Genomic DNA, 16,917 nt, shown 5'->3' with positions numbered 1-16,917 from the left:
TCGCGTTTCGAGGCCGTTGCATGCCGTTGTCGAACATCCGCATCATTCATCAGGACGCCGCCGTTCTGGTGATCGATAAGCCTACCCTGCTGCTGTCCGTTCCCGGTCGTGCCGACGACAACAAGGACTGCCTGATTACCCGTCTGCAGGAAAACGGCTACCCCGAAGCCCGCATCGTCCATCGTCTGGATTGGGAAACCTCGGGCATCATTCTGCTGGCCCGCGATGCCGATACCCATCGCGAGCTGTCGCGTCAGTTTCATGACCGTGAAACCGAAAAGGCCTACACCGCGCTGTGCTGGGGCCAGCCTGCGCTGGACAGCGGCAGCATCGATCTGCCGTTGCGCTACGACCCGCCGACCAAACCGCGTCACGTGGTGGACCACGAGGCGGGCAAGCACGCGCTGACGTTCTGGAAGATCATCGAGCGCTACGATACGCACTGCCGCGTCGAGCTGACCCCGATCACCGGTCGCTCGCACCAGTTGCGGGTGCACATGCTGTCCATCGGGCACCCGCTGCTCGGCGACGGCCTGTATGCACATCCCGAGGCGCTGGCGGCATACCCGCGTCTGTGCCTGCATGCCAGCATGCTGAGTTTCACGCATCCGGTGACCGGCGAGCGTCTGACATTCGAGTGCCCTGCTCCGTTTTGATGTCGACAGTCGCAGACAAGCGTTCGCGTATAAAGCATTTAGCTCGCTGAACAAGCGCAGCTCTGGTGGGAGCGGAGGCAGCTTGCCGAAATCTCGTATGGCTGCGAGCGATAGCGGCGTTTCCCACGTACAGAGTTCGCGGCCAATGCGGTAAACTCGCGCCATTGCTGTCTGGAGCTAGTTATGCGCGAAGAGTTGAATAAAGGCCTGATCGATTTCCTCAAGGCCTCTCCTACACCGTTCCATGCCACCGCCACCCTCGTACAACACCTTGAAGCTGCCGGTTTTCAGCGTCTGGACGAGCGCGACACCTGGTCCATCGAGACCGGCGGGCGTTACTACGTCACGCGCAATGACTCCTCCATCGTCGCCGTCCGCATGGGCCGTCAGTCGCCACTGACCGGCGGTATCCGCATGGTCGGCGCGCACACCGACAGCCCGTGCCTGCGGGTCAAGCCGCAACCCGAGCTGCAACGTCAGGGTTTCTGGCAACTGGGCGTGGAAGTCTACGGCGGCGCACTGCTGGCCCCGTGGTTCGACCGCGACCTGTCGCTGGCCGGCCGTGTCACTTTCCGTCGTGACGGCAAGGTAGAAAGCCAGCTGATCGACTTCAAGTTGCCGATCGCGATCATCCCCAATCTGGCGATCCACCTGAACCGGACCGCCAACGAAGGCTGGCCGATCAATCCGCAGAACGAACTGCCACCTATCCTGGCCCAGGTGGCCGGTGACGAACGTGCCGACTTCCGCGCCCTGCTGACCGATCAACTGGCGCGCGAACATGGCCTGAACGCCGACGTGGTGCTGGATTACGAGTTGAGCTTCTACGACACCCAAGGCGCTGCAGTGGTCGGCCTGAACGGCGACTTCCTGGCCGGTGCGCGTCTGGACAACTTGTTGTCCTGTTTCGCCGGGCTGCAGGCGCTGCTCAACAGCGACAGCGATGAAACCGCCCTGCTGGTGTGCACCGACCATGAAGAAGTCGGCTCGTCGTCAGCCTGCGGTGCGGACAGCGCGATGCTGGAACAGATCGTTCAGCGCCTGCTGCCGAGCAGCGAAGACTACGTGCGTACCATCCAGAGATCGTTGCTGATCTCGGCTGACAACGCCCACGGCATTCACCCCAATTATGCCGACAAGCACGACGCCAACCACGGGCCGAAGCTCAACGCCGGGCCGGTGATCAAGGTCAACAGCAACCAGCGTTACGCCACCAACAGCGAAACCGCCGGTTTCTTCCGCCATCTGTGCATGGCCGAAGAAGTGCCGGTACAGAGCTTTGTGGTGCGCAGCGACATGGCGTGCGGCTCGACCATCGGGCCGATCACCGCCAGCCATCTGGGTATCCGCACCGTGGACATCGGTCTGCCGACCTTCGCCATGCACTCGATTCGCGAACTGGCCGGCAGCCATGACCTGGCGCATCTGGTCAAGGTACTCACCGCCTTCTACGCCAGCCACGAGCTGCCGTAACCCAGCGCATGATGTTCGCGGGCCTCGGCGGCCCGCGGACAACAGGCTTCATCCCTCAGATATCCCGCACCATAGCGCTCACGTGAATGGCATCGTGACGCCAGTACTCCAGATCGCAATCGATCAGACGGCCCTGCTGGTCATAGTTGATCCGCGCAATGCGCAAACCCGGACTGCCGACAGATACTTTCAGAGCGGCTGCGGCTTCGGCGTGCAACGCGGTGGGCACCATCTCGAAACGGACCTGCCCGTAACGCAGGTCGTATTGACGGGCATACAATTCGGTCAGCGACTGCTCCATGTCAAAATCCAGAATCCCCGGAAAGAACTCCGGCTTCAGGTAGTGCTCGACGTACAGCACCAACCGCTGATCAATGCGACGTGCGCGGCAGATCTGGATGACGCTGGACAACGCAGGCAACTCCAGCATGGCGCAGATCATTGCCGAGGCAGGCTGCAGACGTGCCGACAGGACCTGAGTCTGCGCCACTCGCCCCTGCGCCGAGACCATCGCGTGAAAGTGACTGCGACGAATCAGGTCATAGGCCAGTCGCGGAGGCGAGATGAACCAGCCACGACGCTCCTCGCGATACACCAGCCCCATGGCCTCCAGTTGTACAAGCGCCTCACGCAAGGTAATACGCGTGGTGTCGAACACCTCGCTGAGCTTGCGCTCGGCCGGCAGTTTGCTGCCAGGCGGCAACAGGCCGTGCTCGATCTGCTCTTGCAGGGCGTGGCAAATGGTGGTTACCGCTCGTGGCACATCTTCGCGCATTCAGCTACCTGTCTGGACTAGACCAGCCCTGTCGTGGGGCACGCTTTAACCCCTGCCGTTGTCATCAGCCGTGTTGCAGCAAGCCTAGGCCGGGTCTATGACCGTCCTGTGACACGCTGCTACATGATCCATGCCAACCCCCGCCCAGACAGCCCTCAAGCCCTTGAGGAGCAAGCACTTGAGTCTGGTCTACGCTTAGCGCCAGGCAGTGACCGAATGCAGGCAATGTGGAATCAACCACGCGGCCCGACACGAAAATGTCATGCAACAGGCCTAACTTGGCTCAGGTATTGCTGATCTAGACCAAACCATCCGCAACGAACACTTCCGGTAAAGAAGTACACTAGGAGCTTCGAATGAAACATCTTTTGTTGGCATCACTCCTCGGCTCGGCCATCGCCATGAGCGCGTCAGTCATGGCTGCGGACACAGACCTCAAGACCCTGGAAGCCGCAGCCAAGGCTGAAGGCGCCATCAACAGCCTTGGCATGCCGGATGACTGGGCGAACTGGGGCGGCATCTGGACCGATCTGGAAGCCAAATACGGTCTCAAGCACACCGACACCGACATGAGTTCGGCGCAGGAAGTGGCCAAGTTCGATGCGGAAAAAGACAATGCCAGCGGCGATATCGGTGACGTAGGCGCAGCCTTCGGCCCCATCGCCGTCGCCAAGGGCGTCACCCAGCCTTACAAACCAAGTACCTGGAACCAGATTCCAGACTGGGCCAAGGACAAGGACGGCCACTGGGCATTGGCCTACACCGGCACCATTGCGTTCATTGTAAACAAGAACCTGCTGCACGGATCCGAAATCCCGAAAACCTGGGCCGACCTGAAAACCGGCAAATACAAAGTCTCCATCGGTGACGTGAGTTCTGCCGCCCAGGCGTCCAACGGCGTGCTGGCCGCCGCCTTCGCCATGAAAGGTAACGAGGCCAACATCGAACCAGGCCTGCAACTATTCACGGAACTCGCCAAACAGAAGCGCCTGTCGCTGGCCAACCCGACCATTCAGACCATCGAAAAAGGTGAAGTCGAAGTGGGCGTGGTCTGGGACTTCAACGGCCTGAACTATCGCGCCAAGATGACCAAACCTGATGATTACGTAGTGCTGATCCCATCGGACGGCTCGGTAATCTCCGGCTACACCACCATCATCAACAAGTACGCCAAACACCCGAACGCCGCCAAACTGGCGCGTGAGTACGTGTTCAGCGACGCGGGCCAGATCCAGCTGGCCAAAGGCAACGCACGTCCGATTCGTGCCGAGCATGTCACCCTGCCTGAAGACGTGAAAGCCAAGCTGCTGCCAAACGAGCAGTACAAGAACGTCACGCCGATCAAGGACGCAGAAGCCTGGGAAAAGACCTCCAAGGCCCTGCCTCAGAAGTGGAACGAGCAAGTCATCATCGAGATGAACTGATGCTCTGCGCGACTCAAGGATGATGTCGCATCTCATGCGCGGGCGAGCCCTCCTCGCCCGTGCCGGGTCATGCCATATCCGCACCCAAGCGAGTTGCCCATGAAACACAATGTCATCCTCATCGTGCTCGACGGCCTCAATTACGAAGTGGCACGGCATGCGATGGGCCATCTTCAGGCCTGGCACGCCGCAGGACGCGCAGCGCTGTACAAGCTGGAATGCGAACTGCCCGCACTGTCACGCCCGCTCTACGAATGCATCCTGACCGGTGTCGCGCCCATCGAAAGCGGCATCGTGCACAACAACGTGTCGCGCCTGTCCCGTGAACGCAGCGTGTTCCATTATGCCCGCGACGCCGGGCTGAGCACGGCGGCTGCGGCCTATCACTGGTTCAGCGAGCTGTACAATCGCACGCCGTTCGAGGCGGCACGCGACCGAAACACCGAGGCACCGGAACTGCCGATTCAGCACGGGCTGTTCTACTGGGCAGACCATTATCCGGATTCACATCTGTTCGCCGACGCAGAAAGCCTGCGCCTGAAACACGCGCCGAATTTTCTGTTGATTCACCCCATGAACATCGACGACGCCGGGCATAAGCACGGCCTCGACACCCCGCAGTACCGCAACAGCGCGCGCAGCGCCGACATCATTCTGGCCGACTACCTGCAGGGCTGGCTGGACGCGGGCTATCAGGTGCTGATCACCGCAGACCATGGCATGAACAACGACCGCTCGCACAACGGCCTGCTGCCCGAAGAGCGCGAAGTACCGCTGTTCGTGCTGGGTCAGGCGTTCAGCCTGGACCCTGACGCCAAGCCGCGCCAGACCGATCTGTGCGGCACGATCTGCGAACTGCTCGGCGTGCCCCACGACAAACCCGTGTGCCGGGAGATCCTCAATTGACCCCCTTTACCCGAGGCAAATGGCTCGCGCTGTTGTGCCTGGTGCCCTTTGCATTGTTTTTTATCGTATTCCAGATCGCCCCGCTGTTCTGGGTGGCGATCCACAGCATGCAGAGTGACAGCGGCTGGGGCCTGGAGAACTTCAGCAAGGCGTTCAATTCGCGCTTCTATCGCCAGGCCATGCAGTTCAGCCTGGAGATCAGTTTCTGGTCGAGCCTGTTCGGCATTCTGATTTCGATCCTCGGCGCCTATTCGTTGCGCAAGGTCGATTCGCGACTGCGGGACTTCGTCAATTCGTTCGCCAACATGACCAGCAACTTCGCCGGTGTCCCGCTGGCATTCGCCTTCATCATCCTATTGGGCTTCAACGGCGCGCTGACGCTGATCCTCAAGGACGCCGGGATCATCGATGACTTCAACCTGTACTCCAAGACCGGGCTGATCATCCTCTACACCTACTTCCAGATTCCGCTCGGCGTCCTGCTGCTGTACCCGGCGTTCGATGCCGTGCGCGAGGACTGGAACGAGTCGGCCGCCCTGCTGGGTGCCAGCAGCTTCCAGTTCTGGCGCTATATCGGCCTGCCCGTGCTGACACCTGCCCTGCTCGGCACCTTTGTCATTCTCCTGGCCAATGCCCTGGGTGCGTACGCTACGGTCTACGCGCTGACCACCGGCAACTTCAACGTATTGCCGATCCGCATCGCCGCCATGGTGGCGGGCGACATCACGCTCGACCCGAACATGGCCAGTGCGCTGGCGATGATTCTGGTAGGCCTCATGACCCTGGTGACGGTGATCCATCAGTGGCTGTTGAAAAGGAGCTACCATGTCGCGCGTTGAAAAAGGGCCTGCCGGCGTCTACCACAAGACTGTGGTGTACCTGCTGTTCCTCACTCTGCTGCTGCCCCTGGCGGGCACCTTTCTGTATTCGATATCGACCAGTTGGTCGGCAACCATTCTGCCCAGCGGACTGACCTTCAAGTGGTACGTGGCGCTCTGGAGCGACCCGCGTTTTCTGGCTGCATTCAGCCAGTCACTGCTGGTCTGCGTCGGCGCGCTGATGCTGTCAGTGGTGCTGATTCTGCCGCTGCTGTTCGTGGTGCATTACCACTTTCCGCGCCTCGACGGACTGATGAACATCCTGATCCTGCTGCCCTTCGCCGTGCCGCCCGTGGTGTCGTCGGTGGGTCTGCTGCAGTTGTATGGTTCAGGCCCGATGGCGATGGTCGGTACACCGTGGATTCTGATCGGTTGCTACTTCACCGTTGCCCTGCCCTTCATGTACCGCGCCATCACCAACAACCTGCAGGCGATCAACCTGACCGACCTGATGGACAGCGCCCAGCTGCTGGGTGCCAGTACCTGGCAGGCGGCCTTCATCGTGGTGCTGCCGAACCTGCGCAAGGGCCTGATGATCGCGTTGCTACTGTCGTTCTCCTTCCTGTTCGGCGAGTTCGTGTTCGCCAACCTGCTGGTCGGCACGCGCTACGAGACTCTGCAGGTCTACCTCAACAACATGCGCAACAGCAGTGGCCACTTCAACAGCGCACTGGTGATTTCCTACTTCCTCTTCGTGCTGGTGCTGACCTGGGCCGCCAATCGACTGAACAAGGACAAAGACTGAGATGAGTTTTGTCAGCATTGAAAACCTGCAGAAGAGCTACGCCAGCACGGCGGTGTTCAGCGACATCAACTGCGCCATCGAAAAGGGCGAGTTTGTCACCCTGCTCGGCCCGTCCGGCTGCGGCAAGTCCACCCTGCTGCGCTGCATCGCGGGCCTCACGTCAGTGAACAGCGGAAGCATCCTGCTTGACGGTCAGAACCTGGTACCGCTGGCCCCGCAGAAGCGCAACATCGGCATGGTGTTCCAGAGTTACGCGCTGTTTCCCAACATGACGGTCGAGCAGAACGTCGCCTTCGGCCTGCGCATGCAGAAGGTCAGCCCTGACGACAGCCGCAAACGGGTCGCCGAGATTCTCAAGCTGGTCGAACTGCAGGACTACGCCAAGCGCTATCCGCACCAGATGTCCGGCGGTCAGTGCCAGCGCGTGGCGCTGGCCCGCTCGCTGGTGACACGTCCGCGCCTGCTGCTGCTGGATGAACCGCTGTCGGCCCTGGATGCACGGATCCGCAAACACCTGCGTGAACAGATCCGGGCGATCCAGCGCGAGCTGGGCCTGACAACCATTTTCGTGACTCACGATCAGGAAGAGGCGCTGACCATGTCGGACCGCATCTTCCTGATGAACCAGGGCCGCATCGTGCAGAGCGGCGATGCGGAAACCCTCTACACCGCGCCAGTGGACGTGTTCGCGGCAGGCTTCATCGGCAACTACAACCTGCTGGAAGCCGACGACGCCAGCCGCCTGATGCAGCGCCCGATCAACAGCCGCATCGCGATTCGGCCTGAATCCATTCAACTGAGCCTCACCGGCGAACTGGAAGGCGAAGTGCGCAGTCACAGCCTGCTGGGCAACGTCATTCGCTACCGCGTGCAGGCGCGCGGCGTGGAATTGGTGGTCGACGTACTCAACCGCAGCGCGGATGATCTGCATCCTGACGGCCGCCGGGTGACGTTGAATATCGAGCCCTCGGCCCTGTGCCCGGTGGCTTGACCGACAAATGATTTAAGGATGCATGCAATGGCTTTAGCAATTTTCGACCTGGACGAAACCCTGATCGGCGGTGACTGCGCCACCCTGTGGAGCGAACAGATGGGCCGCCTCGGCTGGGTCGATCCGGTTTCGTTCATGCAGCGCAACGACGAGCTGATGGCCGCTTACAGCGCCGGTGAGCTGGCGATGGAAGACTACATGGCGTTCAGCCTTGAACCGATGGCAGGTCGCACGCCGGAAGAAATCGATCACCTCGTAGGCCCGTGGGTGGAAGACGTGATCGAGCCGATCATCTACAGCGACGCCTGCAAATGCATCGCCCAGCATCGCGCCAGGGGTGACCGAATTCTGGTGATCTCTGCCTCGGGCGTGCATCTGGTCAAGCCGATTGCCGAACGTCTTGGCATCGACGAAGTGCTGGGTATCGACCTGGACGTGCAACACGGCGTTTACAGCGGTGGCACGGTCGGTGTGATGACCTATCGCGAAGGCAAGATTACCCGCCTGATGGACTGGCTGGATGCCGAAGGGGAAAACCTGGAGGGGGCGAGTTTCTATTCGGATTCGCGCAACGATTTGCCGTTGTTGCTCAAGGTTGACCATCCGAATGTGGTCAATCCGGATCCGGTGCTGCTCGAGCATGCGCAGAAGGCCGGATGGCCAGTGCACAGCTGGACCTGAAGCATTTCAGCCAGGACTCAGCCCGCTGAAGAAACACTACCCATTGTGAGAGGCGCCACCACGTCTTCGACGTAGCGCTGTTGCGCCNNNAAACACCGGACCGTGGGAGGCGGCTTGCCGGCGATGAACGATGACGCGATTTTCCTGACACACCGCGTCGAATGCATCGCCGGCAAGCCGCCTCCCACAGTCAGATGTTTACCCACTCGCGGCCCGTAAAGGCCGCGATAATCACTTCAGACTTTCGTCAATCACCACCACGATCTTGCCGGAGACCTGATTGGACGCCAGCTCTTCGAACGCGGCTTCTGAGTCGTTGATCGAAAAGGTTTTGGCCAGTTGCGGCTTCAGGCGGCCTTCCGTGAACAGCGGCCAGACGAACTGCCCCAGATCACGCAGCAGATCGGCCTTGAACGTTTCATCACGGCTGCGCAGGGTCGAACCCATCAAGTGGATACGCTTGCCCAGCACATGCGCCAGATCCACCTGTGCTTCGCGCCCGCCCATCGTGCCGATCAGCACCCAGCGGCTGTCCAGCCCCAGCAGCTTGACGTTCAGCTCGGCGTAGTTGCCGCCGACCGGATCGAGGATGACATCGAACGGTGCGAAATCGCTCAAAGCCTCCAGACTTTCGCTGCGCACCACGCCGCCCTGCGCACCCAATTCGACGCAGTACGCCAGCCGCTCAGCCGATCCGACACTGACCCAGACCGGGCTGCCGAACGCTTTGCAAAGCTGAATACCGGCTGAACCAACGCCACTTGCGCCCGCGTGCAGCAACACCTTTTCGCCAGGTTTGAGACCCGCGAGCTGAAACAGGTTCAGCCAGGCTGTGGCGTAAACCTCGGGGATCGCAGCGGCTTCGTGCAGCGACAGGCCTTCCGGCACCGGCAACACATGACGCGCATCGACCACCACTTCTTCGGCCATCGCCCCGCCTGCCAACAGTGCGCAGACGCGGTCTCCAACCAGCCAGGACGTACCCGGACCGACTTCGGCAATGACGCCGGAGCACTCCAGCCCCAGCACGGTGGTAACACCCGGCGGCGGCGGATATTTGCCCGCGCGCTGCAACAGATCGGCCCGATTCAAACCCGCCGCAGCGACTTTGATGCGAACCTGCCCCACATCGAGAACCGGACTTGGCTCTTCGACCCATTCCACATGTCCTTCCACGCCTTGCAATGCCTTCACAGTGCCTCCATAGTGAGTCCAGACTGAGCCCGTGGCTGTTTGCCCGGGCTTTTGCATTATGCGGCCGGGTTCAAAGGAACCGGCGACCTCAAAGACGGCCTAATATGCGTTATCAATTGTCCTCGCGTCGAATCAGCATGAAGCAACTATTCCCTAGCACCGCCCTCGCCCTGTTTGTCGGCCTCAGCGTCCTGCCGATGTCAGCCAGCACTTTCGCCGCCAACAGCTGGGATAATCTTCAGCCGGACCGCGACGAAGTGGTTGCCAGCCTGAACGTGGTCGAGCTGCTCAAGCGGCACCACTACAGCAAGCCGCCACTGGACGACAAACGTTCAGCGATCATCTACCAGAGCTACATCAAGCAACTGGACCCGTCGCGCAGCTATTTCATGGCCAGCGACATTGCCGAATTCGACAAATGGCAGTTCCAGTTCGACGACTTCCTTAAGAGTGGCGACCTGAACCCGGGGTTCACTATTTACAAACGCTATCTGGACCGCATCAAGGCGCGTCTGGACTTTGCGCTTGCAGAACTGGCCAAGGGTGTCGACAAGATCGACCTCACCACCAAGGAAACCCTGCTGGTCGACCGCAAGGACGCCGCATGGCCCAAGGACACCGCCGAACTCGACGACCTGTGGCGCAAACGCGTCAAGGATGAGGTTCTGCGGCTGAAGATTGCAGGCAAGGACCCGGCGAAAATCCAGGAAACCCTGACCAAGCGTTACAAGAATCAACTGGCACGTCTGGGCCAGACCCGCGCCGAAGATGTCTTCCAGGCGTATATCAACACCTTCGCCATGTCCTACGATCCGCACACCAACTACCTGTCGCCCGACAGCGCGGAAAACTTCGACATCAACATGAGCCTGTCGCTGGAAGGCATCGGCGCCGTGTTGCAGAGCGACAACGACAACGTGAAGATCGTGCGTCTGGTGCCGGCAGGTCCTGCGGCCAAGACCAAGCAGGTGGCTCCGGCCGACAAGATCGTTTCGGTCGCTCAGGGCGACAAGGAGATGGTCGACGTCATCGGCTGGCGTCTGGATGAAGTGGTCAAGCTGATCCGTGGTCCGAAAGGCTCCGTGGTTCGTCTGGAAATCATTCCGGCCAGCAATGCGCCGAACGACCAGACCACCAAGATCGTGGCCATCACCCGTGAAGCGGTGAAGCTTGAAGAGCAGGCGGCGAAGAAGTCGATCCTGCACATCAAGCAGGATGGCAAGGATTACAAACTGGGCGTCATCGATATTCCAGCCTTCTACCTGGACTTCAAGGCCTACCGTGCCGGCGATCCGGAGTACAAGAGCACCACCCGTGACGTGAAGAAACTGCTGACCGAGCTGCAGGCCGAGAAGGTCGATGGCGTGGTGCTGGATCTGCGCAACAACGGCGGTGGTTCGCTGCAGGAAGCCACCGAGCTGACCAGCCTGTTCATCGACCGCGGCCCGACCGTGCTGGTGCGCAACGCGGACGGCAAGGTCGATGTGCTGGAAGACGAAGCCAAGGGCGCGTTCTACAAAGGTCCGATGGCGCTGCTGGTCAACCGCCTGTCTGCGTCGGCGTCGGAAATTTTCGCGGGTGCCATGCAGGACTACCATCGCGCGCTGGTGATTGGTGGACAGACCTTCGGCAAGGGCACCGTGCAGACCATTCAGCCGCTCAACCATGGCGAGCTGAAACTGACCCTGGCCAAGTTCTACCGGGTGTCCGGGCAGAGTACCCAGCATCAGGGCGTCGTGCCGGACATCACCTACCCGTCGCTGATCGACACCAAGGAAATCGGCGAGAGCGCACTGCCTGAAGCCATGCCTTGGGACAGCATAAAACCGGCGATCAAGCCTGCCATCGACCCGTTCAAGCCGTTCCTGGCGCAACTTCAGGCACGGCATGAAGCGCGCTCTTCCAAGGATGCCGAGTTCGTGTTCATCGAGGATCGTCTGGCCCTGGCCAAGAAACTCATGAGCGAGAAGACCGTCAGCCTCAACGAAGCCGACCGCCGTGCCGAGCACGCGTCCATCGAGAGCAAGCAGCTTGCGCTGGAAAACACCCGCCGCAAGGCCAAGGGTGAAGAGCCGCTCAAGGAACTGAAGAAAGAAGACGAAGACGCGCTGCCGGTGGAAGACGAGAAGACCAAGCCGGAAGACGATGCTTACTTGTCTGAAACCGGTCGCATTCTGATCGATTACCTCGGTCTGAGCGCTTCGGTTGCCAAGAAGTAAGCCGCAGATGACGGTTGATGGCCAATTAGCAGCAATGGTCATCAAACAGTCATGAATCTGTCGTGAAATGACGGGCTGAACGCTAACGCGTTCAGCCCTTTTTATTGCCATCGAGACCATCATGACTGTAACTGAACAGCTGGGCGCACTGAGTTCCATTCTGGCTCGCGGCGACTTGCACAGCCTGTTTCAGCCAATTGTCTCGCTCTCGGAGCGCAGCATTCTGGGTTACGAGGCGTTGACCCGCGGCCCGTCCAACAGCCCGCTGCATTCGCCTCTGAACCTGTTCGCTGTCGCCCGCCAGGCTGGCCGCCTCAGTGAGCTGGAACTGACCTGCCGCGAAAGCGCCTGTCGCCGGTTCAGCCAGCAGCAGTTGCCCGGCAAGCTGTTTCTCAACGTGTCTCCGGAATCCCTGCTCGAAGCCTCGCACCCGCCGGGCCGCACGCTTGAAATGCTGCGTCGCTACAACATCGCGCCCAAGAATGTGGTGATCGAACTCACCGAGCAGATGCCGACCGACGATTTCGATTTGCTCTACAACGCACTGCATCACTATCGGGACATGGGTTTTTCCATTGCGCTGGACGATCTGGGCGCAGGCTATTCCAGTCTGCGACTGTGGTCAGAGCTGCGCCCGGATTACGTGAAGATCGACCGGCACTTCATCGACGGCATTCACCAGGACGCCGTGAAGCGAGAGTTTGTCGGTTCCATGCTGCAAATGGCCAGAGCGTCCAGAGCCATCGTGATCGCCGAAGGCATCGAGCTGCCCGAAGAACTCGCGGCCCTGACCGACATGGGCGTGGATCTGGTGCAGGGCTACCTGCTGGCACGTCCTCAGGAACGCCCGTCACGCGACACGCGCGCCATGCTGCCCAAGGCAGAAGCACCGCCACCGGCACTGAACGAGGACGCCGCCGACCTCTCTGCCCTGCTCAGTCCACAGCCTTCCGTGAGCCAGTCCACCCCGACGGCTGATGTGCTGGAAGCCTTTCGCAAGCAGGCCAACCTCAACTCACTGGCGGTGCTGGACGACGATGCAAGGCCTTGCGGTATCGTCCATCGCCATTCGCTTTCAGAAGCGCTGCTGAAGCCGTTTGGCACCGAGCTGTTCGCCCGCAAGCCGATCAGCCGTTTGATGAGCGATGACTTTCTGGCCGTGGAAGTCAGCCAGTCGCTGCAGCAGGTCAGCCGCCTGCTTACCAGTCGGGCGCGGCAGCGCATCGAAGAGGATTTCATCATCACCCTCAACGGCGCTTATCTGGGGCTGGGCCGGGTAATCGACGTGCTCAAGTTGATCACCGAGATGAAGATCCAGCAGGCGCGCTACGCCAACCCACTGACCCTGCTGCCGGGCAACGTGCCGATTCAGCAGTGCCTGACACGCCTGTTGCAGCAAGGTCGCGAGTCGATGATCTGTTACGTGGACATCGACAGCTTCAAGCCCTTCAACGACATCTATGGCTATGCACGCGGTGATGAAGTGCTGCTGTGTCTGGCGCAATGCCTCAACGACCGGGTGGACCCGAGCAGGGACTTCGTCGGCCATATCGGCGGCGATGATTTTCTGATGGTGCTGGGTTTCGACGACTGGGAAAGGCGTCTGAACAACCTACTCGAGGATTTCCAGAACCAGTGCCGCCGCTTCTACCGGGCCGAACACCTGGAAGCCGGCTGCTTCGTCGCACTCAACCGTCAGGGACAGCGTCAGGAGTTTGCGCTGCTGTCACTGTCGATTGGCGTGGTGCACCTGCGGGAAGAGAGCTGCGCTCAGATCAACGCCAGCCAACTGGCCGACCTGGCCTCGCAGGCCAAGCACTTCGCCAAGGACGTGGCGGGCGCCAGTATTCATGTCATCGACTCGTCGCGACTGGATCTGCTGGTGGATGCGTGAGGTATTAAGAGGCGCGCGGAGAGCGTCGTCACATTTGGCACAGGCTAGAAGCCTGATAAGCCCTGCGCTTGAAAGCTGCCAATCAAACGCTTCCCGCCTGCACTTCCACTTCCGGGTAGCTGTACTCGAATACCCGCACTACTTCGGCGGCGTGCCATGACGCGGCAGCCACGCCGTCGGACGGGCCGGAGAAGCGGCCCAGTCGTTCGACACATTCGAAGAAGCCGGGCCGCGGCAGGCGGCTGGCACCCTGGCTGATCACCAGTGAACTGCGCAGTGGCTGTTCAGCACGGGCATCCATGGCGGCCAGATGCTCGAGCGCTGCGGTCAGTGTCTGCATGGCCGGACTCGGGAACTGCAAACGCTCCAGCAAGGCACGGTAAGTCACAAGATGCCGCTGACTGCGAGCATGGTTCAGCTCGTTCAGCAATCCGTCCCAATGCTGACGACTGATGCGCACGCTCATGACTCACCCCGCCAGCCCGGCACGCCCAGCTCCCATGCAAGGCTGCGCTTGATGGCCGCGTCGGGTTCACGCGTGCCGTTTTCGATCAATTCCAGGTATGAAGGGCTGATACCGACCGCGCGTGCCAGCGTGGCGACTTCCAGGCCCTTGGCAATGCGCAACGCACCCAACTGGTCGAACGCAGGATGTTCAGCAACTTCAGGTGCTGGATGAGCAGTCTCGGGGCGGAGCTTTTCGGCAAAGCCAGCGGCTTTGAGCAGCACCTGATATTGAGCCCAGGGGAGGACTGCGTACTCCGGCTCACCATCACGAGATATCACTTGAAGATCCATAGACTCCCCTTGCAGGAAAACGCCACAGGTTGGAAGGCCTGTTCCATAGGGTGGCATCTTAACAGCGGAACGCTACGGGTTGCTCAAACGCTTCACTCGATGCGTTTCTCTTTCTCCAGCAATGCCTGGGTTTCGGGCAGCCGCTCGACCACCACCAGTTTTTCAGGTGGCTGCTGATCACGCCAGGCGCGGAACGCGTCGAGTTCGTCGGTCAGGTGCTTCATCACCCAGGCCAGCACGGCGATGTCGTCGAACATCCCCAGCCCCGGAATCCAGTCGGGTATCGCATCCAGTGGACTGAGGAAGTACATCAGGCCCGCCACGATGGACAGAATGGCCTTGGGGCTGATGTCACGGTACTCACCGCGCCAGTAAGCCAGGCACAGGCTCTGGAGAAGGCGCAGGTCATCCTTGAGCTTGCCCAGACGACTGCCTTCACTGTTGCCCTTGCGCGCCACCGCGAACAACAGCCCCGGCAATCGCCCGGCCGCGAGAAGCCGGCGCGCTCCTGGCAGGTAACGGATCAGGTTCCACGGTGCTTTCATGTTCACTCCCGCTCAGAAAAGGTGACGGTGCACATCGGTTCGATAACCTGCCGGTGGGGATGCCGCAAGGTTATCCACATTTGTTGTGGATAACCTTGTGAACAGCCGCCCTTTTTCACCTTGAAGTCCCTGTTTTCAGGGGCTTTGGGTTAGATCGGGCGTTTTTTACTCACATAAAAAAACCCACGAATTCGTTGACTTGGGAACACTGTTGAGGCTAGCCCATCAGGCAAAACGGACTGTCAGACAATATTTCTCTCACGATCATGATAGTGGGACTGTAAGCGCCGCCAAGCGTTCGGCAAATAACCCACACACAAAAACGCCCTGTCGAGACAGGGCGTTTTCAGTAGCCAGGTGTTGCGTTACTTCTTGGCGGGAGCAGCCGGTTTGGCCGGAGCCGCCTCTTCTTCATCTGCATCAGGCGCCTGAGCAGCTGCCGGATCCTTGATGCCCAGCAGTTCCAGGTCGAAGACCAGAACCGAGTTGGCAGGGATCAGCGGGCTCGGGCTCTGCGCACCGTAAGCCAAGTCGCTAGGAATGAAGAGTTTGATCTTCTCGCCTACGTGCATCAGTTGCAGGCCTTCAACCCAACCCGGGATTACGCCACCAACCGGCAGATCAATCGGGCTGCCGCGCTCGACGGAGCTGTCGAACACCTTGCCGTCAGTCAGCTTGCCTTCGTAATGAACGGTCACGACATCAGTCGGCTTGGGCTGGGCGCCATCACCCTTCTTGATGATCTGATACTGCAGACCCGAAGCGGTGGTGACGACACCTTCTTTCTTGCCGTTTTCTTCGAGGAATTTCTTGCCGGCAGCTGCCGACTCTTCACTCATCTTGGCCATACGCTCTTCGGCACGCTTCTGCAGCGCGGCGAAAGCTTCAACCAGTTCTTCGTCTTTCAGTTTCTGATCTTTCTTGCCGACAGCGTCTTCGATACCCAGGGCCACAGCCTTGGAATCCAGATCATCCATGCCTTCCTGAGCCAGGCTTTTGCCCATGTTCAGACCGATGCCATAAGACGCTTTTTGTGCCGGAGTTTTCAGCTCGACAGTGCTGGCTTGCTTGTCACAACCTGCGAGTACCAGACCGACCAGGGCAATCGCCGCTGCCAACCGATGCTGTTTCATGCTAATTCCTTGTTCATGCGCCAAAAGGGCAAACGAGTAAAGCCGCGAGCTTATCAGGCCGCCGCGATCAATGGCTACCGGCATCAGAGAGACAAAAGGCCGATAAGTTCAGGTATCCAAAGGTTTTACCGCCCTGGCACATGACCGTTCAGTTGCAGTTCAGCTCAGGAACCTCATGCACACCCGCTCATCGTTATACACAAGTCAGCCTCAACACTGATCGTGCCCATCGCTCCGCGTGGGCATGCCGCCCGTGACGCTCCGCGTCACACATGGCACAGACTGTGGACTCAGTGAGCCGAGCGCATGGCTCAGGTCACCTTTGCGCCCTTACGGCGCGCTCTGCGGTGTTCATGACATCGCGCTACAAAAGCGCATCAGCGCTGCTGCCTCACTGGATAGCCAGATGACTTGTGCATAACGATGAGTGCATACCCGCCGGGGTCGATCCAGATCGCGACGGGCTCGATGTGTGGCACGGGAACGCCGGACTCATCGATGGAGCGCGCAGCCGCTTCCAATTGGTATCACGACAACCAATTCATATGAAGGACGACATGAAATTAAAGATAATTTTTAACTCTACTGCGATGTGGTTCGATTCT

General features: G+C 60.0%; 16 protein-coding genes. 10 read left to right on the top strand and 6 right to left on the bottom strand.

The window, feature by feature from the left end; genetic code table 11:
• The first annotated feature begins 20 nt into the window (after positions 1–20).
• Positions 21–656: an RluA family pseudouridine synthase gene (locus AO065_RS24155; protein WP_004879389.1), complete on the top strand. Its 636-nt coding sequence runs from the start codon at positions 21–23 to the stop codon at positions 654–656.
• A gap of 183 nt (positions 657–839) precedes the next feature.
• Complete coding sequence (locus tag AO065_RS24150; RefSeq protein WP_004879388.1) at positions 840–2,129, top strand: M18 family aminopeptidase; 1,290 nt, start codon at positions 840–842, stop codon at positions 2,127–2,129.
• Positions 2,130–2,184: 55 nt separating this feature from the next.
• On the opposite strand, the gene AO065_RS24145 is transcribed toward AO065_RS24150, so the two are convergent.
• A complete protein-coding gene (locus AO065_RS24145) occupies positions 2,185–2,904 on the bottom strand; it encodes a UTRA domain-containing protein (protein WP_004879387.1) in 720 nt (239 codons plus the stop codon).
• A 356-nt stretch (positions 2,905–3,260) separates the two neighbouring features.
• Between AO065_RS24145 and AO065_RS24140 the strand changes: the two genes are divergently transcribed.
• The 6 genes from AO065_RS24140 to AO065_RS24115 all read left to right on the top strand — a co-directional run bounded on the left by AO065_RS24140 (position 3,261) and on the right by AO065_RS24115 (position 8,529).
• Positions 3,261–4,328 carry an ABC transporter substrate-binding protein gene (locus AO065_RS24140; RefSeq protein ID WP_004879386.1) on the top strand — a complete coding sequence of 356 codons (1,068 nt, stop codon included), beginning with the start codon at positions 3,261–3,263 and terminating at the stop codon, positions 4,326–4,328.
• A gap of 99 nt (positions 4,329–4,427) precedes the next feature.
• Complete coding sequence (locus tag AO065_RS24135; RefSeq protein ID WP_004879385.1) at positions 4,428–5,234, top strand: alkaline phosphatase family protein; 807 nt, start codon at positions 4,428–4,430, stop codon at positions 5,232–5,234.
• Positions 5,231–6,073 carry an ABC transporter permease gene (locus AO065_RS24130; RefSeq protein ID WP_004879382.1) on the top strand — a complete coding sequence of 281 codons (843 nt, stop codon included), beginning with the start codon at positions 5,231–5,233 and terminating at the stop codon, positions 6,071–6,073. Before AO065_RS24135 ends, AO065_RS24130 begins: the two co-directional genes overlap by 4 nt.
• Complete coding sequence (locus AO065_RS24125; protein ID WP_004879380.1) at positions 6,060–6,857, top strand: ABC transporter permease; 798 nt, start codon at positions 6,060–6,062, stop codon at positions 6,855–6,857. Before AO065_RS24130 ends, AO065_RS24125 begins: the two co-directional genes overlap by 14 nt.
• A 1-nt stretch (position 6,858) precedes the next feature.
• Positions 6,859–7,848, top strand: coding sequence for an ABC transporter ATP-binding protein (locus AO065_RS24120; protein WP_004879378.1), 990 nt, complete (start codon positions 6,859–6,861; stop codon positions 7,846–7,848).
• 27 nt (positions 7,849–7,875) lie between these two features.
• Complete coding sequence (locus AO065_RS24115) at positions 7,876–8,529, top strand: HAD family hydrolase (protein WP_004879375.1); 654 nt, start codon at positions 7,876–7,878, stop codon at positions 8,527–8,529.
• Between the two features lie 231 nt (positions 8,530–8,760).
• Here the strand turns inward: AO065_RS24115 and AO065_RS24110 are convergent, their stop codons facing one another.
• Complete coding sequence (locus tag AO065_RS24110; protein WP_004879372.1) at positions 8,761–9,723, bottom strand: NAD(P)H-quinone oxidoreductase; 963 nt, start codon at positions 9,721–9,723, stop codon at positions 8,761–8,763.
• Between the two features lie 137 nt (positions 9,724–9,860).
• On the opposite strand from AO065_RS24110, the gene AO065_RS24105 reads away from it, so the two are divergent.
• Together AO065_RS24105 and AO065_RS24100 are read left to right on the top strand one after the other, a co-directional pair.
• Entirely contained in the window at positions 9,861–11,942 is a 2,082-nt protein-coding gene (locus AO065_RS24105; protein ID WP_004879371.1) for a carboxy terminal-processing peptidase, read from the top strand.
• Between the two features lie 121 nt (positions 11,943–12,063).
• Positions 12,064–13,836 carry a bifunctional diguanylate cyclase/phosphodiesterase gene (locus AO065_RS24100; protein ID WP_004879370.1) on the top strand — a complete coding sequence of 591 codons (1,773 nt, stop codon included), beginning with the start codon at positions 12,064–12,066 and terminating at the stop codon, positions 13,834–13,836.
• 82 nt (positions 13,837–13,918) lie between these two features.
• Here AO065_RS24100 and AO065_RS24095 read toward each other — a convergent pair whose 3' ends face one another.
• From AO065_RS24095 to AO065_RS24080, 4 genes are all read right to left on the bottom strand, one after another.
• On the bottom strand, positions 13,919–14,302 hold the full coding sequence (locus tag AO065_RS24095) for a hypothetical protein (RefSeq protein WP_004879368.1): 384 nt from the start codon (positions 14,300–14,302) through the stop codon (positions 13,919–13,921).
• On the bottom strand, positions 14,299–14,634 hold the full coding sequence (locus tag AO065_RS24090) for a helix-turn-helix domain-containing protein (RefSeq protein WP_004879366.1): 336 nt from the start codon (positions 14,632–14,634) through the stop codon (positions 14,299–14,301). Before AO065_RS24090 ends, AO065_RS24095 begins: the two co-directional genes overlap by 4 nt.
• A gap of 92 nt (positions 14,635–14,726) precedes the next feature.
• A complete protein-coding gene (locus AO065_RS24085) occupies positions 14,727–15,179 on the bottom strand; it encodes a YkvA family protein (RefSeq protein WP_004879364.1) in 453 nt (150 codons plus the stop codon).
• 365 nt (positions 15,180–15,544) lie between these two features.
• A complete protein-coding gene (locus AO065_RS24080) occupies positions 15,545–16,312 on the bottom strand; it encodes a BamJ family beta-barrel-assembly machinery protein (RefSeq protein ID WP_004879361.1) in 768 nt (255 codons plus the stop codon).
• Positions 16,313–16,917 lie beyond the last annotated feature (605 nt).

It is taken from the genome of Pseudomonas viridiflava (genome assembly GCF_001642795.1).
GTDB classification, from domain to species: domain Bacteria; phylum Pseudomonadota; class Gammaproteobacteria; order Pseudomonadales; family Pseudomonadaceae; genus Aquipseudomonas; species Aquipseudomonas viridiflava.
This window is presented reverse-complemented; position numbering and strand designations above follow the sequence as displayed.